Source organism: Burkholderia sp. BCC0044, assembly GCF_902832955.1.
Lineage (GTDB): Bacteria > Pseudomonadota > Gammaproteobacteria > Burkholderiales > Burkholderiaceae > Burkholderia.
Genome location: NZ_CADFDO010000008.1, coordinates 96,807 through 122,631, shown reverse-complemented (window position 1 = coordinate 122,631; position 25,825 = coordinate 96,807). Strand labels below are relative to the sequence as shown.

At 65.2% G+C, this 25,825-nt stretch carries 25 protein-coding genes and 1 tRNA gene; 13 read left to right on the top strand and 13 right to left on the bottom strand.

Translation table 11 applies throughout. The annotated features are described in order from the left end of the window. Positions 1-133: 133 nt before the first annotated feature. From HWX14_RS33640 to HWX14_RS33615, 6 genes are all read left to right on the top strand, one after another. Positions 134-1,057 (top strand): branched-chain amino acid transaminase, encoded by a 924-nt coding sequence (locus HWX14_RS33640; protein ID WP_175886437.1) that lies wholly within the window; start codon positions 134-136, stop codon positions 1,055-1,057. Between the two features lie 52 nt (positions 1,058-1,109). Further along, on the top strand, positions 1,110-1,304 hold the full coding sequence (locus HWX14_RS33635; RefSeq protein ID WP_006749970.1) for a zinc-finger domain-containing protein: 195 nt from the start codon (positions 1,110-1,112) through the stop codon (positions 1,302-1,304). A gap of 140 nt (positions 1,305-1,444) precedes the next feature. After that, positions 1,445-2,482 carry a lipopolysaccharide heptosyltransferase II gene (waaF, locus tag HWX14_RS33630; protein WP_050014556.1) on the top strand — a complete coding sequence of 346 codons (1,038 nt, stop codon included), beginning with the start codon at positions 1,445-1,447 and terminating at the stop codon, positions 2,480-2,482. Between the two features lie 115 nt (positions 2,483-2,597). After that, entirely contained in the window at positions 2,598-3,044 is a 447-nt protein-coding gene (locus tag HWX14_RS33625; protein ID WP_077220996.1) for a nuclear transport factor 2 family protein, read from the top strand. A 32-nt stretch (positions 3,045-3,076) separates the two neighbouring features. Further along, positions 3,077-4,114, top strand: coding sequence for a hydrolase (locus HWX14_RS33620; RefSeq protein WP_175886436.1), 1,038 nt, complete (start codon positions 3,077-3,079; stop codon positions 4,112-4,114). Next, complete coding sequence (locus HWX14_RS33615) at positions 4,107-4,694, top strand: DUF2946 family protein (RefSeq protein WP_175886435.1); 588 nt, start codon at positions 4,107-4,109, stop codon at positions 4,692-4,694. Before HWX14_RS33620 ends, HWX14_RS33615 begins: the two co-directional genes overlap by 8 nt. 27 nt (positions 4,695-4,721) lie before the next feature. On the opposite strand, the gene HWX14_RS33610 is transcribed toward HWX14_RS33615, so the two are convergent. After that, positions 4,722-6,416, bottom strand: a complete 1,695-nt coding sequence (locus HWX14_RS33610) for a M48 family metalloprotease (protein WP_175886434.1) — start codon at positions 6,414-6,416, stop codon at positions 4,722-4,724. A 269-nt stretch (positions 6,417-6,685) separates the two neighbouring features. Between HWX14_RS33610 and moaC the strand changes: the two genes are divergently transcribed. Next, the gene (gene moaC / locus HWX14_RS33605) at positions 6,686-7,174 is read left to right on the top strand and encodes a cyclic pyranopterin monophosphate synthase MoaC (protein ID WP_050014564.1); all 489 of its coding nucleotides are present in this window, start codon (positions 6,686-6,688) and stop codon (positions 7,172-7,174) included. Positions 7,175-7,535: 361 nt separating this feature from the next. On the opposite strand, the gene HWX14_RS33600 is transcribed toward moaC, so the two are convergent. From HWX14_RS33600 to HWX14_RS33555, 10 genes are all read right to left on the bottom strand, one after another. Further along, positions 7,536-7,886: a TonB family protein gene (locus HWX14_RS33600; protein WP_175886433.1), complete on the bottom strand. Its 351-nt coding sequence runs from the start codon at positions 7,884-7,886 to the stop codon at positions 7,536-7,538. A 453-nt stretch (positions 7,887-8,339) separates the two neighbouring features. Continuing rightward, positions 8,340-10,118: a Wzy polymerase domain-containing protein gene (locus tag HWX14_RS33595; protein WP_175886432.1), complete on the bottom strand. Its 1,779-nt coding sequence runs from the start codon at positions 10,116-10,118 to the stop codon at positions 8,340-8,342. Positions 10,119-10,283: 165 nt separating this feature from the next. After that, positions 10,284-10,880 carry a pilin gene (locus HWX14_RS33590; protein ID WP_175886431.1) on the bottom strand — a complete coding sequence of 199 codons (597 nt, stop codon included), beginning with the start codon at positions 10,878-10,880 and terminating at the stop codon, positions 10,284-10,286. Positions 10,881-10,975: 95 nt separating this feature from the next. Further along, positions 10,976-11,680: a TerC family protein gene (locus HWX14_RS33585; protein WP_175886430.1), complete on the bottom strand. Its 705-nt coding sequence runs from the start codon at positions 11,678-11,680 to the stop codon at positions 10,976-10,978. A 157-nt stretch (positions 11,681-11,837) separates the two neighbouring features. After that, positions 11,838-12,719 carry a succinate--CoA ligase subunit alpha gene (gene sucD, locus HWX14_RS33580; protein ID WP_006477916.1) on the bottom strand — a complete coding sequence of 294 codons (882 nt, stop codon included), beginning with the start codon at positions 12,717-12,719 and terminating at the stop codon, positions 11,838-11,840. 69 nt (positions 12,720-12,788) lie between these two features. After that, complete coding sequence (gene sucC, locus HWX14_RS33575) at positions 12,789-13,955, bottom strand: ADP-forming succinate--CoA ligase subunit beta (protein WP_006477915.1); 1,167 nt, start codon at positions 13,953-13,955, stop codon at positions 12,789-12,791. A gap of 68 nt (positions 13,956-14,023) precedes the next feature. Next, positions 14,024-14,632 carry a DUF2889 domain-containing protein gene (locus HWX14_RS33570; RefSeq protein WP_175886429.1) on the bottom strand — a complete coding sequence of 203 codons (609 nt, stop codon included), beginning with the start codon at positions 14,630-14,632 and terminating at the stop codon, positions 14,024-14,026. A 146-nt stretch (positions 14,633-14,778) separates the two neighbouring features. After that, positions 14,779-15,657 carry a recombination regulator RecX gene (gene recX / locus HWX14_RS33565; RefSeq protein WP_175886428.1) on the bottom strand — a complete coding sequence of 293 codons (879 nt, stop codon included), beginning with the start codon at positions 15,655-15,657 and terminating at the stop codon, positions 14,779-14,781. Further along, on the bottom strand, positions 15,657-16,727 hold the full coding sequence (recA, locus tag HWX14_RS33560; protein WP_011546125.1) for a recombinase RecA: 1,071 nt from the start codon (positions 16,725-16,727) through the stop codon (positions 15,657-15,659). Before recA ends, recX begins: the two co-directional genes overlap by 1 nt. A gap of 49 nt (positions 16,728-16,776) precedes the next feature. Then, positions 16,777-16,917 carry a hypothetical protein gene (locus HWX14_RS33555; protein ID WP_175886427.1) on the bottom strand — a complete coding sequence of 47 codons (141 nt, stop codon included), beginning with the start codon at positions 16,915-16,917 and terminating at the stop codon, positions 16,777-16,779. Between HWX14_RS33555 and HWX14_RS33550 the strand changes: the two genes are divergently transcribed. From HWX14_RS33550 to HWX14_RS33525, 6 genes are all read left to right on the top strand, one after another. Continuing rightward, positions 16,916-17,644 carry a response regulator transcription factor gene (locus tag HWX14_RS33550; RefSeq protein WP_175886426.1) on the top strand — a complete coding sequence of 243 codons (729 nt, stop codon included), beginning with the start codon at positions 16,916-16,918 and terminating at the stop codon, positions 17,642-17,644. The genes HWX14_RS33555 and HWX14_RS33550 overlap by 2 nt on opposite strands. 16 nt (positions 17,645-17,660) lie before the next feature. Beyond that, complete coding sequence (locus HWX14_RS33545) at positions 17,661-19,214, top strand: sensor histidine kinase (RefSeq protein WP_175886425.1); 1,554 nt, start codon at positions 17,661-17,663, stop codon at positions 19,212-19,214. A 227-nt stretch (positions 19,215-19,441) separates the two neighbouring features. After that, on the top strand, positions 19,442-21,100 hold the full coding sequence (locus HWX14_RS33540; RefSeq protein WP_175886424.1) for an MFS transporter: 1,659 nt from the start codon (positions 19,442-19,444) through the stop codon (positions 21,098-21,100). Between the two features lie 159 nt (positions 21,101-21,259). Beyond that, positions 21,260-21,336: transfer RNA gene (locus tag HWX14_RS33535), tRNA-Met, on the top strand. A 145-nt stretch (positions 21,337-21,481) separates the two neighbouring features. Continuing rightward, positions 21,482-22,534: a site-specific integrase gene (locus HWX14_RS33530; RefSeq protein ID WP_175886423.1), complete on the top strand. Its 1,053-nt coding sequence runs from the start codon at positions 21,482-21,484 to the stop codon at positions 22,532-22,534. Between the two features lie 15 nt (positions 22,535-22,549). Next, on the top strand, positions 22,550-23,128 hold the full coding sequence (locus tag HWX14_RS33525) for a hypothetical protein (RefSeq protein ID WP_124678172.1): 579 nt from the start codon (positions 22,550-22,552) through the stop codon (positions 23,126-23,128). A gap of 409 nt (positions 23,129-23,537) precedes the next feature. On the opposite strand, the gene HWX14_RS36690 is transcribed toward HWX14_RS33525, so the two are convergent. Together HWX14_RS36690 and HWX14_RS33515 are read right to left on the bottom strand one after the other, a co-directional pair. Next, positions 23,538-24,299, bottom strand: a complete 762-nt coding sequence (locus HWX14_RS36690; protein WP_244130399.1) for a hypothetical protein — start codon at positions 24,297-24,299, stop codon at positions 23,538-23,540. Between the two features lie 474 nt (positions 24,300-24,773). Then, on the bottom strand, positions 24,774-25,739 hold the full coding sequence (locus tag HWX14_RS33515) for a hypothetical protein (RefSeq protein WP_244130398.1): 966 nt from the start codon (positions 25,737-25,739) through the stop codon (positions 24,774-24,776). Positions 25,740-25,825: the final 86 nt, after the last annotated feature.

The following is a 25,825-nucleotide window of genomic DNA, read 5'->3' as shown; positions in this document are numbered from 1 at the left end:
TCGGTACCGGGCGATTATAGCGCCGGCCCCGCGCCGTCCGACCGGATCGCCCCCAAATGACGCTAAAATATGCGTCTTTCCGGTTCAACGCTGCACACAACCGGCAGCACATCCCCGCTTCCAGGAGAATCCTATGTCAATGGCCGACCGCGACGGCAAGATCTGGATGGACGGCAAGCTGATCGACTGGCGCGACGCCAAGATCCACGTCCTGACCCACACGCTGCATTACGGCATGGGCGTCTTCGAGGGCGTGCGCGCGTACAAGGCGGCCGATGGCGGCACCGCGATCTTCCGCCTGCGCGAGCACACCAAACGTCTGCTGAATTCGGCGAAGATCTTCCAGATGGACGTGCCGTTCGACCGCGAAACGCTCGAAGCCGCGCAACTCGCGGTCGTGCGCGAGAACAAGCTCGAGTCGTGCTACCTGCGCCCGATCATCTGGGTCGGCTCGGAAAAGCTCGGCGTGGCCGCGAAGGGCAACACGATCCACGTCGCGATCGCCGCGTGGCCGTGGGGCGCGTACCTCGGCGAGGACGGCCTCGCGAAGGGTATTCGTGTGAAGACGTCGTCGTTCACGCGCCACCACGTGAACGTGTCGATGGTGCGCGCGAAGGCGTCCGGCTGGTACGTGAACTCGATCCTCGCGAACCAGGAAGCGACCGCCGACGGCTACGACGAAGCGCTGCTGCTCGACGTCGACGGCTACGTGTCGGAAGGCTCCGGCGAGAACTTCTTCCTCGTGAACAACGGCAAGCTGTACACGCCGGACCTGTCGTCGTGCCTCGACGGCATCACGCGCGACACGGTCATCACGCTCGCGAAGGATGCCGGCATCGAGGTAATCGAAAAACGCATCACGCGCGACGAGGTCTACACGGCCGACGAAGCGTTCTTCACCGGCACGGCCGCCGAAGTCACGCCGATCCGCGAGCTCGACAACCGGACGATCGGCAGCGGCGCGCGCGGCCCGATCACGGAAAAGCTCCAGTCGGCGTTTTTCGATATCGTGTCGGGCAAGAACGCGAAGTACGCGCACTGGCTGACGAAGGTCTGAGCGCGCCGCGCCACCGACCGCCCCACACAAGAGTGATAAAAGAGAAAGTCTCATGAGTGAAATCAAGGAAATGCCGCTCGTCGAGCTGACGGCCAAGGATCTTCCCGCCTACTGCCCGAACCCGGCCATGGCGCGCTGGAGCGCGCACCCGCGCGTCTTCATCGACGTGTCGCACGGCGAGGCGCGCTGCCCGTACTGCGGCACGCGCTACAAGCTGCGCGACGGCGAGGTGGTCAAGGGCCACTGAGCCCCGTCAGCCGGGCTCTCGGGCCCGCCGTACGCGAGGCGGCGTAGCCGGAATGCCGGCGCGCCGCCCTTTTCCCGTTCTGAACAACCCGAACGCGGTGCGGTGCACCGTGCTTCATTACGACATCGGAAGTCGACCTGATGCGTCGAGCGCTGGTTATCGCACCGAACTGGATCGGTGACGCATTGATGGCGCAGCCGCTTTTTGCGCTGCTGAAAAAGCTCCATCCCCGCATCGCGATCGATGCCGTCGCACCCTCGTGGGTCGCGCCCGTGCTCGAACGGATGCCCGAGATCCACGATGTCTACGCGACCGATCTCGCGCATGGCAAGCTGCAGCTGCTGCGCCGCTGGCAGCTCGCGAGCGACCTGCGCGACGTCGGCTACGACGCGGCGTACGTGCTGCCGAATTCGCTGAAGTCCGCGGTGATCCCGTGGCTCGCGAACATCCCGCTGCGGATCGGCTATACGGGCGAGCACCGCTACGGGCTGTTGAACGTGCGGCACGCGAACCCCGACAAGTCGGGCGAGCGGCCGCCGATGACGACCCACTACGCGGCGCTCGCGTACGCGCCGGGCGCGAAGCTGCCCGAGTCGATGAAGACGCTGCCCGCGCCGCGCCTGGACGCCGACCTGAACGAGACGGCGCGCGTGTCCGCACGTTTCAATCTCGATACGCGCAAGCCGCTCGTCGTGTTCTGCCCCGGCGCCGAATACGGCCCGGCCAAGCGCTGGCCGCCCGAGCACTTCGCGTCGCTCGCGACCATCGTCCACCAGTCGTTCCCGTATACGCAGATCGTCGCGCTCGGCTCGCCGAAGGATTCGGCCGCCGCGCAGGCGATCGCCGACCACGCGCCGAACGTGCGCAACCTGTGCGGGCAGACGTCGTTGTCCGAGGCGTGCGCGCTGATCGCGCGCGCGAACGCGGTCGTCACCAACGATTCGGGGCTGATGCACGTCGCGGCCGCCTTGCGCCGGCCGCTCGTCGCGCTGTACGGATCGACCGATCCGCGCCACACCCCTCCGCTGTCGGACCTGGCGAAGGTACAATGGCTGCATCTCGAATGCAGTCCCTGCTTCGAACGCGAGTGCCCGCTCGGCCACCTGAAGTGCCTGCGCGAACTCGGTCCCGAGCAGGTATTCGGCGATTTGCGCGGCATGCTCGTCGGGCAGCGCTGACCCTGACCGGCAGCGTCGCACGGCGCGCCGGGCAATCCGATTCACCGGTGTACGGCGGTTCCATCCGGGCCGCCGTGCTGAATACGGCGCGCGACGCGCGCGAGAGACCACCCCGATGCCACGTTTTGCCCGCCTCTTCGAAGCCGCTGCCGATACGCTGAACGCCTACTACCAGGCCGTCGCGGATGCCAATCTCGACGCGCTGCTGGCGTTGTGGATCGACGAGGATTTCGCCAGCTGCGTCTGGGCGGACGGCGAGCATCTGCACGGCCTCGACCAGATCCGCAGCGGGCTGGGCAACCGCCTCGCGACGCGCCCGGTCACGATCGAGCCGCTCGACATCCGCGTGTACGACAGCCTCGGCACGGTCGTCTATACGATCGCCGAAGCGCATCAGCAGGCCGACCTGACGGCCGAACCCGACATGGTTTTCGCAACGTACGTGATGATCCACGAACGCGGCGAGTGGCGCATCGCGCACATCCACGCGAGCCCGATTCCTGAACAAGCGGCCGGACAATTCGCCGCGAAGATCCGTCACGGGCAGGGTCCGCTGCACTGACGAAAACGAAGTAACGCATTAGCGGGGCGATCATGAGTACGGCTTCTCCGCCCACCTCGCCGCTGACCGGGGCCCCGGCCCCCAACGACGATTCATTGCGCTATCGCGCACCGCGCTGGCTGCCCAACAGCCATGTGCAAACCATCGTGCCCGCGCTGTTCGCGCGGCGGCCGGTCGTCGCGTACCGGCGAGAGCGATGGGAAACGCCCGACCACGACTTCATCGATCTCGACTGGGTCGCGCACCTCGACAGCGCGGCGCCGGCGCCCGACGCACCGCTGTTCGTGCTGTTCCACGGCCTCGAAGGCAGCTCCGGCTCGCACTACGCGCTCGCGATGATGGCCGCCGCGCGCGCGCAGGGCTGGCACGCGGTCGTCCCGCACTTCCGCAGTTGCAGCGGCGAGATCAACCGGCAGCCGCGCTTCTACCATCTCGCCGACAGCGCCGAAGTCGACTGGATCCTGCGCCGGCTCGCCGCGCAGCATCGCGGGCCGCTGGTCGCGGCCGGCGTGTCGCTCGGCGGCAACGTGCTGCTGCGCTGGCTCGGCGAGCATCGCAGCGACACGTCGATCGTGCACGCCGCCGCCGCGATCTCGACGCCGATCGACGTGCACGCGGGCGGCCTCGCGCTGTCGCAGGGGTTCGCGATGGTCTATACGCGCAGCTTCCTGAAGACGCTCAAGCGCAAGGCGCTCGCGAAACTCGACCAGTATCCGGGGCTGTTCGACCGCGAAGCGATGCTGCAGGCCGTGACGATGCGCGATTTCGACGAGGTCGTGACCGCGCCGCTGCACGGCTTCGCGAACGCGGACGATTACTGGACCAAGGCGACCACGCGGCCGCTGCTGCCCGCGATCGACGTGCCGACGCTGATCCTCAACGCCCGCAACGACCCGTTCCTGCCCGAATCGGCGCTGCCAGGCCCGGCCGACGTCTCGCCGGCCGTCGAGCTCGACCAGCCCGCGCACGGCGGCCACGCGGGCTTCATGACCGGGCCGTTCCCCGGCCGCCTCGACTGGCTGTCGGCGCGGGTATTCGGCTATTGCTCGAAATTCGTCGACCATGGATGACATCGTCAGGCAGGCGCTCGCCAAATGGCCGAACGTGCCGCATTGCACCGGCTGGCTGCTGCTCGACCGGCGCGGCGCATGGCGGCTGCGCGACGACGCCGCGCAGGCGGCCAGCGAGCTCGGCTCGCCGATCCGGCATGCGGCGCTGAACGCGTTCATCGGCCGCAACTACGCATGCGACGCGCAGGGCCAGTGGTTCTTCCAGAACGGGCCGCAGCGCGTGTACGTCGAACTCGCCTATACGCCGTGGGTCGTGCGGCTCGTCGAACGTGACGGGCAGCTTGCGCTCACCGACCAGACGGGCGCGCCGTTCGAACCGGACGCAGCCTGGCTCGACGATGGCGGCGGCGTGCTGTTTCGCGATGCCGGCGCGCCTCCGCGCATCGCGGCGCTGCACGATCACGACCTCGGACTGTTCGCCGATCACGCGGATTTCGATACCGAGCCGCCCGTGCTGCGCTGGCGCGACGGCCGCACGCTGCCGCTCGGCAGCATCGCGTGCGCCGACGTGCCTAAGCGGTTCGGCTACATCGTGAGCCCGGCGCGTCACGCGCGCGACGCGGCCGACAGCGGCAACTGACCGGCCGCGTTTGCCGAGCAGCGGCCGCTAGCCGCGGCCGTTCTTCTCGTCGTCGCGCTCTTCCTTGTAGCGCGCCTCGAATTCCAGCAGCCGCGCACCGATGATCGACTGCTCGTAGAACGACACCTCCTTCGCGTCGCGCGCTTCCTTCAGTTGCCGGATCGCCGACGGCCACGCGCCATCGAGCGCCAGTTTCTCCGCCAGCGCGCGGCGCCGCGCGAGCACGTCGCCCTTGCCGTCGCTCGCTTTCGCGAGGTAATCCCACCAGTCCGGCTGTTCGGGGTCGGCCTTCGCCTGCGCCCGCGCGAGCGTCTGCGCTTCGGCAAAGCGGCGCGCGGCGATCAGCGCCTGCAGGTGCGCGACGATCGCCGCGTGCGACCGCGGCCAGCGCCGCTGCGCGAGCGCCGACAGCCGTACCGCGTCGTCGGTCCGGCCCGCGCGGCGGGCGATCTCGGCGGCCAGCACGTCGAGGCTCGGCGAACTGCTCGCCGGATCCTCGTCGCGCCGCTCGCTCGCATCGAACGCGCCGCGCGCCGATGCGAGCGCCTTGTCCGCCGCGTCGTACTGGCCGAGCAATGCGTTCGCGAGCGCGATCCCGTACCAGTTCGCCGCGACGTTCGGCGCCGTGCGATCGTCGATCTCGAGCTGCATCCGGCGCGCCTCGGCGGAAATGTCGGTCGGCGCCCGGTTCTGCAGGATGCGCAGCCGCGCCCGCACGAACCCGTATTCGGCCGACTGTCGCGGCTGCCGGTACGGCGCGCGACGCGCGCGATCCTCCATGTCGGCAATCCGCTCGCCGGTCAGCGGGTGCGTGCGCGCATAGGCCGGCACGCCCGCATCGCCCATCGACGCGCGGTCGAGCCGCTCGAAGAAACCCGGCATCCCGTACGGGTCGTAGCCGGCGCCGGCGAGCAGCTGGAAGCCGACGCGATCGGCCTCGCGCTCGGCCGAACGCGAGAAGCGCAGCTGGTTGTCGACCGCATACGCCTGCCCGCCCATCGCGATCGCGCTGCCGAGATCGCCGCTGCGCGCGAGCACGCCGGCCAGCACGCCGAGCAGCATCGTCGCGAGCGCCGTGTAGCCGCTCTTCTCGCTCGCGCCGATCATCCGCGCGATGTGCCGCTGCAGCACGTGGCCCATTTCGTGGCCGACCACCGACGCGAGTTCCGACTCCGTCTGCGTCGTCACCACCAGCCCGCTGTTGATCCCGATGAAGCCGCCCGGCATCGAGAACGCGTTGATCTGCGGATCGCGCACCGGGAACAGGTCGAAGTCGGGCGTGTAGCCGCCGATGTAGCGCGCCGCCGCCGCGGCCGCGAGCCGCGCGGCCATCGCGTTCAGGTAGTCGCGCACGAGCCAGTCGTCGAGATAGTCGGGATCGCGCCGCACCTCGCGCATCACGCGTTCGCCGAGCCGGCGCTCGGCCCGCGGCGTCAGCGAGCCGCCGGAGCCGTCGCCGAGATCGGGCAGCTCCAGCGCACGCAGCGGCGCGCGCAGGCTCGCGATCGGCGCCGACGCACCGTCCGTGCCCGAGAACCGGCTCTCCGCGCCGCCGTACGTGCCGAACACGCCGGTCGCGATGCCGGACGGCACGGTGGAAATCGACGTCGCGCCGCCCGCCGCCGGCTCGAGCGGCGGCGCGGCTGCACTCTGCGCATGGCCGCCCGGCGGCAGCGCGAGCGCGGCCGACAGCGACACGGCAAGCAACTGTTTGACACGCATGGCAGGATGAAAACGACGCCGTCCCGCGCGAGCGGCGCGCATCGCGGCGTTTGGTCTGAATATTCGGGTCATTGTACCGGCGCCGCGACGACTGTCCCGTGCCGCGCATGCGCCATCTGCGCCCCCGGCAACGCGGACGCCGCTGCTATGATAGGCGCCCGTCGAGCGGTTGGATCGGTCCGTCGCGCCCGCATCGGATTCGCTGTGCGGCCGATCGCGAAGCAGGATCGACGGACGTGCGCGCGCACGCCGTTCCACTAGAGGAAGACATGTCAGGACTCACCCATTTCGATGCCGCCGGCCATGCGCACATGGTCGATGTCGGCGACAAGCAGGAAACCCGACGCATCGCGATCGCACGCGGCACGATCCGGATGCTGCCGGCCACGTTCGCGCTGATCCGCGACGGCAAGGCCAAGAAAGGCGACGTGCTTGGCGTCGCGCGCATCGCGGCGATCCAGGGCGCGAAGCGCACGGCCGATCTCATTCCGCTGTGCCATCCGCTCGCGCTGACGCGCGTGGCCGTCGACTTCGAACTCGACGACGCGCTGCCGGGCGTGCATTGCGTCGTGCAGGTCGAGACGTTCGGCCGGACCGGCGTCGAGATGGAAGCGCTGACGGCCGTGCAGGTCGGGCTGCTGACCGTCTACGACATGTGCAAGGCGGTCGATCGCGGGATGGTGATCACGGATGTGAGCGTGCGGGAGAAGCGCGGCGGGAAGTCGGGGGATTGGAAGGCAGAAGACGCGGCGGGTTGAACGCCCGCTGCAACGCACTCGCGCGCGGTTTGCGGGGAATCGTTGGTCGTCGCGATGCCCCGATCAACGACAGACAGTCAGAAAAACACGTCGCCGACGGAGAGCGACTCGGTGAAACGTGCGCCGTTACAGGCAGCACGATCCGCTTTCCACGTGAACCGGATCTGACGGGCAAAAGCAGGGAAGCTGGCGCGATGGGTTGATTAACGGAAGCGCGATGGGTTCACCCCGTTCGGGCCGCGCAATGCAGCCGAGCGGACTGCCACGGCGCGAACCCGATATCACAGCATTCAATCTTGACCACGCTCGCATCGCGACTTCCGACGATGACGCGCCATAGCACGGGACACCCGCCCTCGCGTCACTGCCCGCGCTGCGGCTCGAACACGAACGGTTGCGTCAGCAAGAAAGGATTCGCGGTCGCGCCGGTTTGCACGCAGATCGCGTGCGTCATCGCGTCGACGGCCGCGCGATCGGCCGCCGCATTACGGCTGCTCGTCGTCACGGTCACGTTCTGCGCTTCGCCGGACGTCGTCATCAGCGCGCGCACGAGCACAGTAACCGGACGCGTGAGCGGCTTCGCGGTATCCGGATAGACGGCACGCGGAATATGGCAGGTCAGCTTGCTTTCCTGCGACGACGACAGCATCGCGCAGCCGGAAAACAGCATCGCGACGGTGGGCAGGATCAGGTAGGTCGAGCGAATGGCCATGGTCGAATATCGTTCTTCAGCACTGTTCTGGGCACACGCGGCGCGCGCCGGAAGCCTTTCGCCGGCCGCATCGCGTGTGTCGCACTGCGCCGCGGCCATCGGACCGGCGCCCCGTTACGGCCGCACGGTCGAGCAATGCCCGGCCGCGATCCTGCTCGGCGGAACGCCCGGATAACCGGGAAGTTTTCCGTATTCGCACCGGCTACGCCCCGCGCCGGCGCGCACACGAGCGCTTTCGCGCATTGTGCACGCGCCGCCCGGCCGGCGGCGGCGATTTGACAATGGTTGACGCGAATCGCCGCCCATTCGACCGGAATCCGCGCGATCCGCGACGTAATCGACAGCCGACCGGATGGGCGTGCGACACGCTGCGTCGTATTGCTCCGGCGTCAGTCGCCTTCAGCGCGGCGCGGTCGACGCCGGCATTCCCCGTTCCGGCGTGCACGACATGCGTCAATCCGAATCGTCGTCGTCCGAATCGTCGCCCTCATCGGCCGGCGCTTCGCCGTACTTCGCGACGACGGCCGCCCTGAACGTCTTCAGCGCCGGCTCCTGGTCGCACAGCTTGTACAACGCGGCCAGCTGCTGCGGCCAGTCCTTCAATTCCTTCGCAAACACATGCAGGCGCGCGACGGTATCGAGCGCGTCGGCTTCGCGGCCGGCCAGCGCCTGCAGCACCGCGTAGCGGCGCAGCACCGTCTCGCCCGGCAGCAGCGCGATCGCGCGCTCGTGCGCGGCGAGCTTGAGCGGCAGGTTGTCCGACGAAATGGTCAGCAGCGTCGCCGCACCGTAATCGCCCCACGCGCCGAACAGCTGCGACGGCGCATCGCGGTACTGCGCGGCCGGGTTGCTGCCGTAATAGAGCACTTCCGCGCGCTGGTAGTCGCGCAGCACGGGCACCGCCGCCAGCACGCCGCCGAACGACAGCACCGCGAACAGCCCGAATGCCGCCCGCCCCGGCAGGACGCGCAGCGGCTTCACCTCGAGCAGCCCGATCACGAACATCGCCGGCAGCAGAAAGAACATGTATTGCTGCGGATACTCGACCAGCGCATGCATCAGCAGGATGCCGATCAGCGCGAAACCGAACACGCGCATGCTCGACTGCGGCGCCCGCACCGCGCGCACGAACCACGCGACGAGCGTGACGGCGAGCACGCCGAGCCCGACGAGACCGGACTTCGCGAGCAGATCGATGAAGATGTCGTGCGAATTGTTCGCGATCTCGACGCCGCCGAGCGTGCGCACGAGCGCAAACTGGTGCGACGGGAATTCGCCCCAGCCGACCCCGAGCAGCGGATGCTCGCGGAACATCGCGAGCCCGTACTTCCACAACGCGAGGCGCGGCGCGATCTGGCCGGCGTCGCGCATCCGGTCAGCGGCCGACTCCGCGAGATTCAGGTGGTAGTGCACGTTGGCCCAGCGCACCGCGACGTTCACCGCGATGAACGCGACCGCGAGCACGACCGGTATCAGCCACGCACGCGCATTGCCCGGCGTGCGGCGCGACTCGACCCACGCCATCCAGAAGCCCGCGACGACCATCACCGCGACCTGCAGCCACGGCCCGCGCGACACCGTCAGCGCGAGACCGACCGACAGCACGAGCGACAGCGCGAGCCATGCCCACACCGCGAGCCGGCGCGTCTGCACCAGATACAACGCAGCCGCGAGCGCGAAGGCGATGTAGCTGGCCAGGTGGTTCGCCTGCGCCATGTTGCCGTACGGACGACGGTCGACCGCGATGTTGTACACGACGACGAACGGCGAGACGGCCGATTCGAGGTGGAACAGCTGCACGATCTGGGTACCGACCGCGAACACGCCACCCACGAGCAGCGCACCGGCCATCATCCGCGACACGGTTTCCGCCATCCCGTCGCGCGCAAGCGCATAGCCGGCCTGCATCGCGACCAGCGCGGCCGCGAGGTAACCGACCGCCAGCCAGTTCATCGACGGCACCTTGAGCGGGATCAGCGCGACCTGCGCGATCAGCACCACCGCAAAGCCGAGCGGCACGACGAATGCAGCCGGCGCGGCAAACGGCTCGGCCGGGCGGCCGGTGCGCGCGAGCAGCACGACCGACACACCCACCAGCAAATACAGCACCAGCGCGGAAAACTCGGAATAGAAGGTCGGAATCGGATACGTGTGATTCGTGATCGCGTACGGCACGATCAGGGCGACAGCCAGCGCAACGAGCGACAACGAACGGGAAAAAGTAGAAGGCATGAGCGAACCGGATGTCAGCAACCGGCGCACTATACAAAACTTTCCCTGCTCTGTGCGGGGCTGTCGCTCCGCGAGCCGGCGCGGAGCCGCAGCCCCGCCGGCCGAAGCGGGCCGAAGCGGTGGCCGGCAGGCCGCACGCGCGGCCGGCCGCCTCCTCCGCCAGCCTTATGCACGGCACTCCGCAGGCGCGTATTTCGCGGGCAGCGTCGCGGCGTTACCCGGCAACGGTCCCGCTCCGGGCGCCGGCAGCGACGACGCGTCCTTGCCGGCCGCGAAGCATTCCCACGCAATCGCGCCCGCCTGTATCGCACCCTTTTTGAGCGGCACGCGCGCGGTGGGCGCATCGGCCTTGTCGGGCGCGGACGGCACGAGCACCAGCGTATTCGTGCCGGCCGCGGCGACGCGGGTGGTGAAAGAAACCGTGATCTGGCCGGTGGCGCCGTCGATCGCGACCGATTCGACGTTGCGGGTCCCGGCGGGCGGGCTGTAGCCGCCGTCGAGGCTCGCGCCGCTCGCGGCATTGTCGGCGACCGCGAGCCGCGCCGACGACGCGAGCGCCAGCCCCTCGCCGACACGCGAACGCGCGAGGTAATCCTGGTACGCGGGAATCGCATAGGCTGCGACCACGCCGACGATCGCCAGCACGATCATCAGCTCGATCAGCGTGAAGCCGGCCAGCCGCCAGCGCGGCGACGGCCGGTTCGCGCGCCGCAGATCGGCGGCAACGCGACGGAACAGGGAAACGGAAAAGGCTTCGAACATGGCAGGCTCCGGAAACGAAAAACGCCTGCCGACAAAGGCAGGCGTCTCGATCGTAGCCAGCGGGCCGCGAAACCGGCAGTCAGCCGGATGGCCAGTCAGGGCGCGTGCGGCACGCTGCGGCGTTTCCTGAGCGCGTAGCCGATCGCGACGACGAACAGGGCGCCGACGATGCTCGCGCCGTAGACCACTTGCGGCGTATCGAGCACCGGCCAGCGGTCGCCGACCGGGTCGTTCACGATCAGCCCGCCCGCGATCCAGCCGAGCAGCCCGGCGCCGAACGCCACGACGACCGGGAAACGGTCGAGCAGCTTCAGCACCAGCGTGCTGCCCCACACGATGATCGGCACGCTGACGACGAGCCCGAAGATCACGAGCGCGATCCGGTGCGACGGATCGGCCTGCTCGGCCGCGCCGGCGATCGCGATCACGTTGTCGAGGCTCATGACCGCATCGGCGATCACGATCGTCTTCACGGCGTCCCACAGCCGGTCGGCCGGCTTGATGTCGTCGTGCGCGTCGGCGGCCGGCGCCATCAGCTTGATGCCGATCCACAGCAGCAGCAGCCCGCCGCCGAGCTTCAGGAACGGCACGTCGAGCAGCGCGACCGCGAACGTGATCAGCGCGACACGCAGCAGGATCGCCCCCGCGGTGCCCCAGACGACGCCCCGCAGCCGCTGGTTCGCCGGCAGGTTGCGGCACGCGAGCGCGATCACGACCGCGTTGTCGCCGCCGAGCAGGATATCGATGATGATGATCTGGAGGATCGCGCCCCAGTGCAGCGAGGTCAGGAATTCGAGCATGGCGGAGAGGAAAGGACAACGGCCGCCTCGCGGGCGGCCCGGTTCATCGTAGGCGCATGCAGAACGCATGCCCGGTGCTTACGAATTCATTGCGGGAGCATAACAAAAAACGCCGGCTAAGCCGGCGTTTTCTGCAGGACGAGCCCGATGGAAATGATTACAGCGCCTTCTTCAGCAGACGGCCCATTTCCGACGGGTTGCGCGTGACGGTGATGCCGCACGCTTCCATGATTTCCAGCTTCGCTTCGGCCGTATCCGCACCGCCCGAGATCAGCGCGCCGGCGTGGCCCATGCGCTTGCCCGGAGGCGCCGTGACACCCGCGATGAAGCCGACGACCGGCTTCTTCATGTTGTCCTTGATCCACTCGGCGGCGTTGGCTTCGTCCGGACCGCCGATTTCGCCGATCATCACGACCGCATCCGTGTCCGGATCGTCGTTGAACATCTTCATCACGTCGATGTGCTTCAGACCGTTGATCGGGTCGCCGCCGATACCGACTGCCGACGACTGGCCGAGGCCCAGCGCCGTCAGCTGGGCAACCGCTTCATACGTCAGCGTGCCCGAACGCGACACGACGCCGATGCGGCCCTTGCGGTGGATGTGACCCGGCATGATGCCGATCTTCAGTTCGTCCGGCGTGATCGTGCCCGGGCAGTTCGGCCCGAGCAGCAGCGTCTTGCGGCCTTCGCGACGCATGCGGTCCTTCACTTCGATCATGTCACGGACGGGGATGCCTTCCGTGATGCAGATCGCGAGATCCAGATCGGCTTCGACCGCTTCCCAGATCGCAGCGGCTGCGCCTGCCGGCGGCACGTAGATGACCGACACGGTCGCGCCGGTTTCCGCCTTCGCTTCCTTGACGCTCGCGTAGATCGGAATGCCTTCGAAATCTTCGCCGGCCTTCTTCGGGTTCACGCCCGCGACGAATGCTTCGCGGCCGTTTGCGTATTCACGGCAGGCGCGCGTATGGAACTGACCGGTTTTGCCGGTAATGCCCTGCGTGATGACCTTCGTGTCCTTGTTGATCAGAATCGACATGTATTTTGACCTCTGTTCGATGGGCGTCGCGTGCAAACCGCGCCGCCATACGTGTTCATTAGCGCGTGCTTACTTGCCTGCGGCAGCCGCGACGACCTTCTGCGCAGCCTCTTCCATGCTGTCGGCCGAGATGATCGGCAGGCCCGAATCGGCCAGCATCTTCTTGCCGAGGTCTTCGTTCGTGCCCTTCATGCGCACGACGAGCGGCACGTTCAGGTTCACCGCCTTCGAACCGGCGATCACGCCTTCCGCGATCACGTCGCAGCGCATGATGCCGCCGAAGATGTTCACGAGGATCGCCTTCAGGTCCGGGTTCTTCAGCATCAGCTTGAACGCTTCCGTGACCTTCTCGGTCGTCGCACCGCCGCCGACGTCCAGGAAGTTCGCCGGTTCGCCGCCGAACAGCTTGATGGTGTCCATCGTCGCCATCGCGAGGCCTGCGCCGTTCACGAGACAGCCGATGTTGCCGTCGAGCGAGATGTACGCGAGGTCGAACTTCGACGCTTCGATTTCAGCCGGATCTTCTTCGTCCAGATCGCGGTACGCGACGATTTCCGGGTGACGGAACAGCGCGTTCGAGTCGAAGTTGAACTTCGCGTCGAGTGCGGTGACCTTGCCGTCGCCGGAGACGTTCAGCGGGTTGATTTCAGCCAGCGATGCGTCGGTTTCCCAGAATGCCTTGTACAGGCCTTGCAGGATCGCGCGCGCTTGCGGAATCGATGCGGCCGGCACGCCGATCTTCGCGGCGAGGTCGTCGGCCTGCGCGTCCAGCAGGCCCGTCGACGGCTCGACGATGACCTTGTGGATCAGTTCCGGATGCTTTTCGGCGACTTCTTCGATGTCCATGCCGCCTTCGCTCGAACCCATCAGCACGATCTTCTGCGAGATGCGGTCGACGACGAGGCTGACATACAGTTCCTGCTTGATGTCCGCGCCTTCCTCGATCATCAGGCGGTTGACCTTCTGGCCTTCCGGGCCCGTCTGGTGCGTGACGAGCTGCATGCCGAGGATCTGGTTCGCGTATTCGCGCACCTGCTCGATCGACTTCGCCACCTTCACGCCGCCGCCCTTGCCACGGCCACCCGCGTGAATCTGAGCCTTCACGACCCAAACCGGGCCGCCGAGCTCTTCCGCCACCTTGACGGCCTCGTCCACCGAGAACGCCGGCTTGCCGCGCGGTACCGCGACGCCGAATTTCCGCAGGATTTCCTTACCCTGGTACTCGTGAATCTTCATGCGTGATTCCCTTCAGTCTGAGAGTTGGATGAAATGTCGCTTAAGACGCTTCTTCGAATGATTTCCGTTCATTCCTTCGTGCTGCCTTCACCGGGCAGATCCGGCCGAATCGGGCCATACCAGCGCGGGTAGTACTGCCGCACGACCTCGCCGTCGAATCGCAGCGCGCGGCAGCGGCCGAGCTGGAAAGGCGGTTCGGCGTGCACGCCGTCATGATCCGGCCCTTCGCCGCCCTCCTCGCGCACGTTCCACACCTCACCGGCGAACGCCTGGATCGCGGCCGTCGGCAGCACGGCGCACAGTTCGGTGAGATGGGAACAGCCTGCGACGCCGGCGAGCAGCCGGTTCGCGTTGCGGCGGAAATTGCGGAAGAGATTGAGCCCGATGAGGGCCCGATAGGCAGGCGAGGCGGATTGACAGTGACCGGGATAGGGCACCCATTCCGAAGACGCTTCGGCGTCGACGACATTGAGGTCACGATCGATGGTCACGCGCAGCCAGAGTTCGTGGATCGGCAGGCCCTGGGGCCGGATGCCCGACGCAAGCGCGACATCGCGCGGCTTGTGGTCGGTCAGGCAGGCTTCGATGTCCCACAAGCCGTCGCCGCGCTCGTAGGCTTCCGCTCGGATTGCGCGTCGATGTCGCAACTGACGGGGCACGGGCTCGGATAGCGGCATGCTGGAGGTTGAGGCCGAAGAGGAAAACCCGTGGATTTTAGCATATTGGGTATTTGAGACAGTTTGCCGCAACGGCGGGTATTCCCGCCTGTCCAGAAGCGGTTGCAATGCAGCAAAATCGCGCGCCACGCGCGCGACCGGGTGGCTCAGTCGTCGATCGGGAAATCGTCGCCGACCTTCAGCAACTTCACGATGGTCGCACTCGAGAAGCCGCGCGCGGACAGGAAGCGCGCCTGCTTCGCGCGTTCGGCGGGCGTTTGCGGCAGTGCACCGAATTTCTTGCGCCAGACGGCCTGCGCGCGCGTCAATTCGGTCTCGCGCAATTGGGCATTCACCTCTTCGACGAGACCGTCGCCGACCGCATGGCGCTTCAGTTCGCTGACGATGCGCGCGACGCCCACGCGCGACGCGCGACGATGCACGAGGCTCTCGGCGAAGCGTGCGTCGGACAGCCAGCCTTCCTTTTCCAGCGCATCGAGCACCGGTTCGACGGATTCGTCCTCGCCGACGTACGGTGCGAGCTTGCGCGCGAGCTCCGCGCGGCTGTATTCGCGCCTCGACAGATAGCCGAGCGCGCGGCCCTTCAACGACCGCGGCGGCTTCGACGACTTGCGCTCGCCAGCGCCCGGAGCGTCGCTTGAAGCGGTACCGCCGGAAGATGCGCCGAAAGACGCACCGGCGGCGCGGCGTGTGCGGCGCGGATGCTGGCTGCTGCGCGTATAGACATCTTCCGTCGCGGGCGCATCGGCGGCGCGATCGCCCGGGAAGCGGACACCGGACACGCGACGGCGGGGGCGATCGTGTGCGTCGAACGACTCATCGTCGTCGAACGGATCGTCCGGTGCGGCGATCTCAAACGAAACGAGGGCATCGTCGGATGCCCTCGTCGCGGTGCGGTTCGCGGCGTTGCCGCCTGCGTCCCGCCGGTCGGCGCCCGAGGGTCCGGCTCGCCGGCCGGAGCGACCCGCCGTGTCGGGCGTGTCGTGCTCCTCCGGCTCGCCAGCCTGACCTCGGCGCGCAACCATCACTCTTCTTCGTCCAACGCCTCGGCTTCGTTGGCTACGCCATCGGGCATGCTGACGACACCGAGCGATTCGCGGATGCGGTTCTCGATCTCGCGGGCAATTTCCGGATTCTCGCGCAGGAATTCACGCGCGTTGTCCTTGCCCTGACCGATCTTCTCGCCGTTGTAGCTGTACCAGGCGCCGGCCTTGTCGACGATCTTCGCCTGCACGCCGAGATCGATGATCTCGCCCTGGCGGGAAATACCTTCGCCGTACAGGATGTCGAAGATCGCTTCGCGGAACGGCGGCGATACCTTGTTCTTGACGACCTTCACGCGGGTTTCGTTGCCGATCACCTCGTCGTTCTTCTTGATCGAGCCGATCCGGCGAATGTCGAGACGCACCGACGAATAGAACTTCAGTGCGTTGCCGCCCGTCGTGGTTTCCGGGTTGCCGAACATCACGCCGATCTTCATCCGGATCTGGTTGATGAAGATCACGAGGCAGTTCGTGCGCTTGATCGTGCCGGTCAGCTTGCGCAGCGCCTGCGACATCAGGCGGGCCTGCAGACCCGGCAGCGAATCGCCCATCTCGCCTTCGATTTCGGCCTTCGGCACGAGCGCCGCGACCGAGTCGATGACGATCATGTCGATCGAGCCCGAGCGCACCAGCGCATCGGTGATTTCCAGCGCCTGCTCGCCGGTGTCCGGCTGCGAGATCAGCAGCTCCGGCACGTTCACGCCGAGCTTCGACGCGTACTGGACGTCGAGCGCGTGCTCGGCGTCGATGAAGGCTGCGGTGCCGCCGATCTTCTGCAGTTCAGCGATGACCTGCAGCGTGAGCGTGGTTTTACCGGACGATTCCGGACCGTAGATCTCGACCACCCGGCCGCGCGGCAGGCCGCCGACGCCCAGTGCGATGTCGAGACCCAGCGACCCCGTGGAGACGACCTGGATATTCTCGGCCGCCTCGCCGTCGCCCATGCGCATGATCGAGCCCTTGCCGAACTGCTTCTCGATCTGCGCGAGCGCGGCCGCCAGCGCCTTGCTCTTCTCGGCGGTCATCCCGGAGCCCTTCTTGCTATCTTCCATGAATCGTCCTTTGCTATGATGAGCAGCGTCTGTTGGAGGCGCGCCCGCATCAAGCGCTGCCCACGAATGCAGACACTGTATAAAAAAACAGTAGTTTATGCAAGCCCGCAATTTGGGTTGCGTTGTACACGAATAACTTCGGAGACAGCCGCGCCGGCGTGAACGCCCTGCCGGCATCGGTCAGCAACATGCGAATTCTCATCGCCGAAGACGACAGCATACTCGCGGACGGCCTCACCCGGTCACTCCGCCAATCGGGCTATGCCGTCGATCACGTGAAGAGCGGCGTCGACGCCGACACCGCGCTGTCGATGCAGACTTTCGACCTGCTGATCCTCGATCTCGGGCTGCCGAAAATGTCCGGCCTCGACGTGCTCAAGCGCCTGCGCGCGCGCAATTCCACGCTCCCCGTGCTGATCCTGACCGCCGCCGACAGCGTCGACGAACGCGTGAAGGGGCTCGACCTCGGCGCCGACGACTACATGGCCAAGCCGTTCGCGCTCAACGAGCTCGAGGCGCGCGTGCGCGCGCTGACCCGGCGCGGCGCGGGCGGCGGCCCGACCGTCGTGCGCCACGGCTCGCTCGCGTTCGACCAGGTCGGCCGCATCGCGTATGCGAACGATCACGTGCTCGATCTCTCCGCGCGCGAACTCGGCCTGCTCGAGGTGCTGCTGCAGCGGATCGGCCGCCTCGTGTCGAAAGAACAGCTCGTCGATCACCTGTGCGAATGGGGCGAGGAAGTCAGCAACAACGCGATCGAAGTCTACGTGCACCGGCTGCGCAAGAAGATCGAACCGAGCGGCGTGCGGATCTCGACCGTGCGCGGCCTCGGCTATTGCCTCGAGAAGGTCGCGCCCGCGACGCCGGCCGACACGGCCGCGCCCCAGCCCGCGGCCGCCGGCACGCCGCTGCGCTGACGTCGGCGGCGCCGCGATGGCCACGCCGGCCCATTCCCCTTCCCGCCCCCCGACCGGCGCGCCGTCGTCGGCTGCGGACGAGGCGCGCGACGCGCGCTACGAGAACCCGTTCGCACCGCCCGACGAAACCGAATCGCCCGAGACGCCGCGCCCGCGCTCGCTGTTCGGCGAGATCCTCGACTGGATGCTCGCGCCGCTGCTGCTGCTGTGGCCGATGAGCATCGCCGTCACCTATCTCGTCGCGAAGACGATCGCGAACAGCCCGTTCGACCGCGCGCTCGAAACCAACGCCTATGTGCTCGCGCGGCAGATCCATCCGGTCAACGGCGTCGCCGAGCTGACGCTGCCGGAGCAGACGCGCGACTTCCTGCGGGCGGACAACATCGACAGCGTCTACTTCCAGGTGCTCGGCACGCGCGGCGAGCTGGTCGCGGGCGAGGCCGACATGCCGCTGCCGCGCGACGAGGACCGCCCGCCGCCGGGCGTCGTCGTGTTCCGCGACGACCTGCTGCGCGGCAACGACGTGCGTGTCGCGTATACGACCGTCGCGCTGCCGCAGGCGAGCGGCGCGCAGCCCGTGCTCGTGCAGGTCGGCGAGACGCTCGACAAGCGCAATGCGCTCGCCAACGACATCATCAAGGGCGTGATCCTGCCGCAATTCGTGATCCTGCCGCTCGCGATCCTGCTCGTCTGGTTCGGGCTGTCGCGCGGGCTCGCGCCGCTCAACGCGCTGCAGGCGCACATCCGCGCGCGGCGGCCCGACGACCTGTCGCCCGTCGAGGCGCAGCGCGCGCCGCCCGAGATCGAGCCGCTCGTCACGTCGTTCAACGACCTGCTCGCGCGCCTCGAACAGAACATGGCGCTGCAGAAACGCTTCATCGCCGATGCCGCGCACCAGATGAAGACGCCGCTCGCGGGCCTGCGCACGCAGGCCGAATTCGCGCTGCGCCACCCGGTCCCGCCCGACGTGCAGCGCTCGCTCGAGCAGATCGCGACGAGCTCCGAGCAGGCCGCGCGACTCGTCACGCAACTGCTCGCGCTCGCGCGCGCCGAGAACCGCGCGAGCGGGCTGACGTTCGAGCCGGTCGAGATCGGTTCGCTCGCGCGGCGCACGGTGCGCGACTGGGTGCAGGCCGCGCTCGCGAAACGCATGGACCTCGGCTACGAAGGCCCGGACGACGACGCGCCGCTCGACGTCGACGGCAATCCGGTGATGCTGCGCGAGATGCTCGGCAACCTGGTGGACAACGCGATCCGCTACACGCCCGAAGGCGGGCGCATCACCGTGCGCGTGCGGGCCGAGCCCGCGGCGCGGCGCGTGCATCTCGAAGTCGAGGATACCGGCCCCGGCATCCCGGCCGGCGAGCGCGAGCGCGTCGTCGAGCGCTTCTACCGGATCCTCGGCCGCGAAGGCGACGGCAGCGGCCTCGGGCTCGCGATCGTGCGCGAGATCGCCACGCAGCACGGCGGCACGCTGACGCTCGACGATCACGTCTACCAGAGCGCACCGCGCCTCGCCGGCACGCTCGTGCGCATCAGCCTGCCGCTGACCGACACCGCCCCGGATTAACCCTGACGCGCGCCGCCGCGGCGCGGCGCAAAAACGTCGAAACCGGCGATTTACCAACCGTTCGCGCCACGATCGGCGCGCGAAGCGGCCGATTCGACGCGGGTTAACGCGCAGTGGTTTTGTACGCGCGAGTCAGTGGGCCGTAAGTTTCCGTGCCAATAATCGTCGTCAGGCCCGCCCCTCCCAAGGCGGCCGCACATCTATATCAAGGGACTTGGAGACGATTCATGGCAACGTTAGGCGGGCAAATTTCGCACTCGCCGATGACGGGCGAAGAGAAGAAGGTGATCTTCGCGTCGTCGCTCGGCACCGTGTTCGAGTGGTACGACTTTTACCTGGCCGGCTCGCTCGCGGCCTACATCAGCAAGAGCTTCTTCTCCGGCGTCAATCCGACCGCCGCGTTCATCTTCACGCTGCTCGGCTTCGCGGCCGGCTTCGCGGTGCGGCCGTTCGGCGCGATCGTGTTCGGCCGGCTCGGCGATCTCGTCGGCCGCAAGCACACGTTCCTCGTGACGATCGTGATCATGGGCGTCTCGACGTTCGTGGTCGGCTTCCTGCCCGGCTACGCGTCGATCGGCATCGCCGCCCCCGTGATCTTCATCGCGATGCGGCTGTTGCAGGGCCTCGCGCTCGGCGGCGAGTACGGCGGCGCGGCGACCTACGTCGCCGAGCATGCGCCGGCCAACCGGCGCGGCTTCTACACCGCGTGGATCCAGACGACGGCCACGCTCGGCCTGTTCCTGTCGCTGCTCGTGATCCTCGGCGTGCGCACGTTCATCGGCGAGGACGCGTTCGGCAGCTGGGGCTGGCGCGTGCCGTTCGTCGCGTCGATCCTGCTGCTCGCGGTGTCGGTGTGGATCCGGCTGCAACTGAACGAATCGCCGGTGTTCCTGCGCATCAAGGCGGAAGGCAAGACGTCGAAGGCGCCGCTGACCGAAGCGTTCGGTCAGTGGAAGAATCTGAAGATCGTGATCCTCGCGCTGATCGGCCTGACGGCCGGCCAGGCCGTCGTGTGGTACACGGGCCAGTTCTACGCGCTGTTCTTCCTCACGCAGACGCTGAAGGTCGACGGCGCGAGCGCGAACATCCTGATCGCGATCGCGCTCCTGATCGGCACGCCGTTCTTCCTGTTCTTCGGTTCGCTGTCGGACAAGATCGGCCGCAAGCCGATCATCCTCGCGGGCTGCCTGATCGCGGCGCTGACCTACTTCCCGCTGTTCAAGGCGCTTACGCACTACGCGAACCCGCAACTCGAACTCGCGACGCAGAAGGCGCCGATCACGGTCATCGCCGATCCGGCCGCCTGCTCGTTCCAGTTCAACCCGGTCGGCACGTCGAAGTTCACCAGCTCGTGCGACATCGCGAAGAGCGCGCTCGCGAAGGCCGGCCTGAACTACGAGAACGTCGCGGCGCCGGCCGGTACGCCGGCCCAGATCAAGGTCGGCGACACGGTGATCCAGACCTACGACGGCAAGGCGGCCGACGCGAAGGCGCAGGGCGCGGCGTTCGACAAGACGCTCGCGTCGACGCTGAAGGGGGCCGGCTACCCGGCCAAGGCAGACCCGGCGCAACTCAACTGGCCGATGACGATCGTGATCCTGACGATCCTCGTGATCTTCGTGACGATGGTCTACGGGCCGATCGCCGCGATGCTGGTGGAGATGTTCCCGACGCGGATCCGCTACACGTCGATGTCGCTGCCCTATCACATCGGCAACGGCTGGTTCGGCGGCTTCCTGCCGGCGACGGCGTTCGCGATCGTCGCGGCGAAGGGCAACATCTACTCGGGGCTCTGGTATCCGATCGTAATCGCGCTCGCGACATTCGTGATCGGCCTGCTGTTCGTCAAGGAGACGAAGGACTCGGACATCTACGCGCAGGATTGATATTGCGCGTGGAGCGGGGGACCGCCGGCGGAGATGCGCCTTCCGGCGGCCGGCTCCCGCCCGGGATGGAGGCCGGCACGGGGCGGCGGCAACTTTTTTCGGGGAAGATGGAAAAAGGTATTGACAGCCGGCCGACCGATCGACATAATTTGGGTCTTCGGCGAATTAGCTCAGTCGGTTAGAGCGACGGAATCATAATCCGCAGGTCCGGGGTTCGAATCCCTGATTCGCCACCAAATGCGAAAGCCCTGTAAATCTTTGATTTACAGGGCTTTTTCACTAAGGGCTCTGCGGCTTCGCTGCGAGCCCTTTTCTTTTTACCGGCCCCTCGCGGTGCAAATTCGGTGCAATACGCGGTGCAGACCTCACGGAAGGAGCACCATGGCAGCACTGACGAAAACCCCCTCTGGTACCTGGAAAGCAACCATCCGGCGCGTTGGTTGGCCGACCGTCGCCAAAACGTTCCGCACGAAGCGCGACGCAGAGGATTGGGCTCGGCGCACCGAGGACAAGATGGTGCGCGGCGTGTTCATCCAACGCGCTCCCTCGGAAAAAACCACGGTAGCGGACGCCCTCGACCGATACGAGCGGGAAATCGTCCCCACCAAGAAAGCCAGCACGCAGCGTCGGGAAGGCGCTCGTATTCGAGAGCTGAAAGCGCACTTCGGGAAATACTCATTGGCGGCCGTCACGCCTGACCTCGTGGGCCGCTACCGCGACGACCGGCTCGCCCAAGGTAAAGCAAACAACACCGTCCGCCTCGAACTCGCCCTGCTCGGTCACTTGTTCAACGTAGCAATCAAGGAATGGCATGTCGGACTGGTCTACAACCCTGTCGCCAATATCCGCAAGCCCCGCCCCGGAGAGGGGCGAAATCGGCGTCTGTCCGGCCGTGAGCAAGCACTGCTACTCGCAGCTGTCGATAAACACACGAACCCCATGCTGGGATGGATTGTGCGCCTGGCGATAGAAACCGGAATGCGACAGTCGGAAATAGTTGGGCTACGGCGCGGCCAGATCGACCTGGAACGTCGCGTTGTCCGCCTGACCGACACCAAAAACAATGCTGCCCGCACAGTGCCCCTGACCAAGCTCGCGGCGTCGGTCTTGCAAAGCGCCCTTGCGAACCCGATTCGCCCTATTGACACCGACCTCGTCTTTTTCGGAGAACCCGGCCGCGACAGGAAACGGCGAGCGTACCAATTCACAAAGGTCTGGAACGCCATCAAAAAGCAGACAGGCCTGATCGACTTCCGCTTTCACGACCTCCGCCACGAAGGGGTTAGCCGGCTGGTCGAGGCGGGGCTGAGCGATCAGGAAGTGGCTTCGATCAGCGGGCACAAGTCGATGCAGATGCTCCGCCGGTACACGCACTTGCGTGCCGAGGACCTTGTCGGCAAGCTTGATGCCATCAAAACGGCCTCGCTGACCTAACGGAGTTCACGACCTATGCCCGCTAACGAGCAATGGGAACAATTGCTGACGCCAGCGGTGATGCAAGAAAAGCTCATCTCGGCGTCGCTCTACATCACAGCCTTTGAACTTCTGAGGCAATCAATCGTCGGGCGTATTCGCGATTTCTACAACATTGAAAGCATTGGTCTCGAGCCGGGTACGTATCAGCTGAGCGAGGAATATCGCTCGGAAGTTCTCGCTCGCAACAAAAGCACCCTGTACGCATCGCTCGATTGGCTGACCGAGCATGGCGCAATCGATCTTGGCGATCTTGAGACCTTCGAACGCATCAAGTCGATCCGAAACAAGCTAGCTCACGAACTGCCATCGGTCGTGATGGGCTCGGTGGATTTTGACCACGTCGAGATTTTCCAAGATTTGATCACCATCTTGAGAAAAATCGAGGTCTGGTGGGTGGTGAACGTTGAGATTCCAACCAATCCCGACTTTGACGGGCAGGAGATCGATGAGGCGGGGATCGTTCCGGGACCGGTCTTGATGCTTCAAATGATGGTGGAGGTCCTTTCCGGTAACGAAGATCTGTTAGAGCACTATCGAAAGGGCAAGACCTAAATCATCTCAAGCTCAACGCGGCTTTACGCGCAGAAGCGTATGCCGAAATGCCAGATGCGCTCGGCCCGTATAACTTGGGACGTCAGCGGACGGATACCGTCAGATCCGGCGAAGGCTTTTCAACCATGCACGTAGTGAACGCCGGTACCGACCCCGAAGCGGCACTCCGAATTTCCGGGACGCGGCCTTTTGAAGTCGCATGCAGCCACCGGAGAGCAATGAGGCGCTCTCCTCGGAAGCGCGATCTACGGTTCTAGCACGTTCTCTTGTGCATCCGTGGCATTGAACCATGTCGCCGATAATTGCATCCATTTCTCTACGTCTAAAAATTTCTCCTGCAAGACGCGACTGCAAGAATTTTTATGATACTAGGCTCAATCTTTCCTTCTGCGAAACCAACGCGATTAGCTCAAAAGTTATCCGATTCATCAAATGTAACATTCCAATCGTCAGACTCCTCATCATCTCCGCCATCGATGCCGTGAAAATTTTCGAAGAGTGTATTCGACACATAAGAACGTGTTCGCATATCTGGTAGCTCGGCACATATAGCGAGAACTGTGCACTTAATTAAGATCGCCTTTTTGTCTTCACTACGTGAGATGCTTCCTACACGACAAAAACTACCGACAACATTCCGGCCTGTTAGCCACACCGTATTGGCAGACGTCGATGTTGCCTCCCAACGATCGAATACAAACTCGATCTGAACTGAGTTTGCCGATCGACGTCCCCGGACTAATTGCCCTGGACCGAATGACACGTCATTGAGCTGCTTAAAGTTGTGCGCCCCTGCAACATAGATTAAGTCGTTTTGAATGATCGTGCTGGAAAGATCTCCCTTGTCGAGTCGATCCGAGATATTGATTATGGATATTCCTTCAAGTACGCGCATGAAAAGGTCTTTAGCATAGTAATACCTTAGCGGCGCGTGCGAACCTGAATACGCATATAAACTGTCCCTCTCTTCTGGTACCAAATGCCCGTGAGCATCCAAAATTCCAGCTATGCGCGCATCGACATAGTGAGGGAGTGTTTGTAAGTCGATATGCTCGTGCTCGGCGAACTCATACAATCGAAGAAGATTAAAGAAATACCAATATTCACCGATTGATTGAGCAGCCTTCTGTATCACCGCTGAGTCATCGATTTTTACCTCTGCTTCCCACAAGCGCTTTAATTCTCTGAGCCTATTCGGCGTTAGATTTTGGGTAAGGTCGCCTCTGCTGTGTGCTCTGCTGTGGTCGTTGGGACACAGCACAACCAAATTGTCTGCCTCATGTGACCGGCTGGTCGCCCACGGTTCTATGTGATGAACTACGACCGCGTCGTCGCGTGAACGACAAACACAGCAGACCCATTTGTTGTCATAGAGCAATTTCAGTAGACGGTCTTCGGGGATGGGCGTTCGTCCAGACCGAAGGCCCCGTGCAACGGGCTCAGATAGCCCGAGCGACAGAAGCTCGTCGAGCGCTTTTGTCTTGAGCGTGCCAATTTTGTGCCCTTCGGAAAACAAACGTTGTGCGAGTTCCGAGCTTACGCCCCGCGCTATCAGAGAGAGAACACTTCGATTCTTAATCGCGTTCACTTATGCCCCGTGCATGTAGCTATGTCGTACTTCCGCATGCCATCGAGCCGTGCCTTCCTAGCACTGCGACAGCCCGGCGATGCATTCAATATGGCGAGCCAGCGAGGGCTCGCCTTGGACCACACCCAGCATCGCGAAAAATGGGTTTTCGACGTAGGTGTACACATCGAACGGATGCCCCGTCGAATACCTTGTCTCAATAACGTCCGCATATTGGGGATGCAACCGAACCCGGTCACGCTCCATATCGATGATGTAGGACGCTAGATCATTCCATACGCCAAGACATCGAAGCACCGGTGACAGCTCCGCCATCGCAAGCCTAACCAACAGATATGCATCAACGCCATCCTCTGGACTCCCCGCTATACCGGCAAGCTCAAGTCGGTAAAGCACGATTGCGCGCCCGAGGTCTTCGAACTCAATCTCAACACCACAGCGCGAATCGCTCCATAGCTTCATCGAGAGCTCCGCGAGCACATCGGTAAAACTCTCGCTCGGCCCCCATAGACTATTCGGTGGGTAGATCTCCCACAGCTTCGACAAAGCCTCACTGTGTGCCCAAAGAGCCTCCCACAACCTACCGGGGCCGGCATCGTAAAGCTCGCGCACACGCATTGGTGCAGATCCGCGCGATACCGGATACGCAACTCTCGTTTCCTGCTCTCGCCCACACAAGCCAACGGCACTGTAGTAGCGACCATCTGGAAACAGTTCCTGCAAGTGCTCAATTGACTCCGGATTCAGCGCAACGCTGCCGGCGAAATTCTTGCGCCACTTGCCTGACTCTTCGGTCTCCCACGGAAGCAGCGGATGCTGCTTCCGCATGATCCCGTCGAACCAGCGTGCGAACTGGTTTGCATTCTCTACAGTGGTGACCCGCGTCAGCAGCTCATTCAATGTTGCGACCACGCGGATGCGGTCGCGCAAGCGCGCTTGGTCGTCCTTGATGGAACCAAGCGGCCGACCGCGCCTTGGCCGGACAGGCACCACACTTAACGTAGTCGAAAGAGCTTTGGGCATCGGCGGACTCGCGGCGAATTTCTTTTACCGCCCAATATAGCTGAGTTCAGCGAAAACTAGCGATACCAAACGTAACTTGCAGATGT

Excerpts from the sequence above, each read along its gene's own strand:
- HWX14_RS33640 (WP_175886437.1), top strand. The coding sequence starts at position 134 with ATGTCAATGGCCGACCGCGACGGCAAGATCTGGATGGACGGCAAGCTG.
- HWX14_RS33635 (WP_006749970.1), top strand. The coding sequence starts at position 1,110 with ATGAGTGAAATCAAGGAAATGCCGCTCGTCGAGCTGACGGCCAAGGAT.
- waaF (WP_050014556.1), top strand. The coding sequence starts at position 1,445 with ATGCGTCGAGCGCTGGTTATCGCACCGAACTGGATCGGTGACGCATTG.
- HWX14_RS33625 (WP_077220996.1), top strand. The coding sequence starts at position 2,598 with ATGCCACGTTTTGCCCGCCTCTTCGAAGCCGCTGCCGATACGCTGAAC.
- HWX14_RS33620 (WP_175886436.1), top strand. The coding sequence starts at position 3,077 with ATGAGTACGGCTTCTCCGCCCACCTCGCCGCTGACCGGGGCCCCGGCC.
- HWX14_RS33615 (WP_175886435.1), top strand. The coding sequence starts at position 4,107 with ATGGATGACATCGTCAGGCAGGCGCTCGCCAAATGGCCGAACGTGCCG.
- HWX14_RS33610 (WP_175886434.1), bottom strand. The coding sequence starts at position 6,416 with ATGCGTGTCAAACAGTTGCTTGCCGTGTCGCTGTCGGCCGCGCTCGCG.
- moaC (WP_050014564.1), top strand. The coding sequence starts at position 6,686 with ATGTCAGGACTCACCCATTTCGATGCCGCCGGCCATGCGCACATGGTC.
- HWX14_RS33600 (WP_175886433.1), bottom strand. The coding sequence starts at position 7,886 with ATGGCCATTCGCTCGACCTACCTGATCCTGCCCACCGTCGCGATGCTG.
- HWX14_RS33595 (WP_175886432.1), bottom strand. The coding sequence starts at position 10,118 with ATGCCTTCTACTTTTTCCCGTTCGTTGTCGCTCGTTGCGCTGGCTGTC.
- HWX14_RS33590 (WP_175886431.1), bottom strand. The coding sequence starts at position 10,880 with ATGTTCGAAGCCTTTTCCGTTTCCCTGTTCCGTCGCGTTGCCGCCGAT.
- HWX14_RS33585 (WP_175886430.1), bottom strand. The coding sequence starts at position 11,680 with ATGCTCGAATTCCTGACCTCGCTGCACTGGGGCGCGATCCTCCAGATC.
- sucD (WP_006477916.1), bottom strand. The coding sequence starts at position 12,719 with ATGTCGATTCTGATCAACAAGGACACGAAGGTCATCACGCAGGGCATT.
- sucC (WP_006477915.1), bottom strand. The coding sequence starts at position 13,955 with ATGAAGATTCACGAGTACCAGGGTAAGGAAATCCTGCGGAAATTCGGC.
- HWX14_RS33570 (WP_175886429.1), bottom strand. The coding sequence starts at position 14,632 with ATGCCGCTATCCGAGCCCGTGCCCCGTCAGTTGCGACATCGACGCGCA.
- recX (WP_175886428.1), bottom strand. The coding sequence starts at position 15,657 with ATGGTTGCGCGCCGAGGTCAGGCTGGCGAGCCGGAGGAGCACGACACG.
- recA (WP_011546125.1), bottom strand. The coding sequence starts at position 16,727 with ATGGAAGATAGCAAGAAGGGCTCCGGGATGACCGCCGAGAAGAGCAAG.
- HWX14_RS33550 (WP_175886426.1), top strand. The coding sequence starts at position 16,916 with ATGCGAATTCTCATCGCCGAAGACGACAGCATACTCGCGGACGGCCTC.
- HWX14_RS33555 (WP_175886427.1), bottom strand. The coding sequence starts at position 16,917 with ATGTTGCTGACCGATGCCGGCAGGGCGTTCACGCCGGCGCGGCTGTCT.
- HWX14_RS33545 (WP_175886425.1), top strand. The coding sequence starts at position 17,661 with ATGGCCACGCCGGCCCATTCCCCTTCCCGCCCCCCGACCGGCGCGCCG.
- HWX14_RS33540 (WP_175886424.1), top strand. The coding sequence starts at position 19,442 with ATGGCAACGTTAGGCGGGCAAATTTCGCACTCGCCGATGACGGGCGAA.
- HWX14_RS33530 (WP_175886423.1), top strand. The coding sequence starts at position 21,482 with ATGGCAGCACTGACGAAAACCCCCTCTGGTACCTGGAAAGCAACCATC.
- HWX14_RS33525 (WP_124678172.1), top strand. The coding sequence starts at position 22,550 with ATGCCCGCTAACGAGCAATGGGAACAATTGCTGACGCCAGCGGTGATG.
- HWX14_RS33515 (WP_244130398.1), bottom strand. The coding sequence starts at position 25,739 with ATGCCCAAAGCTCTTTCGACTACGTTAAGTGTGGTGCCTGTCCGGCCA.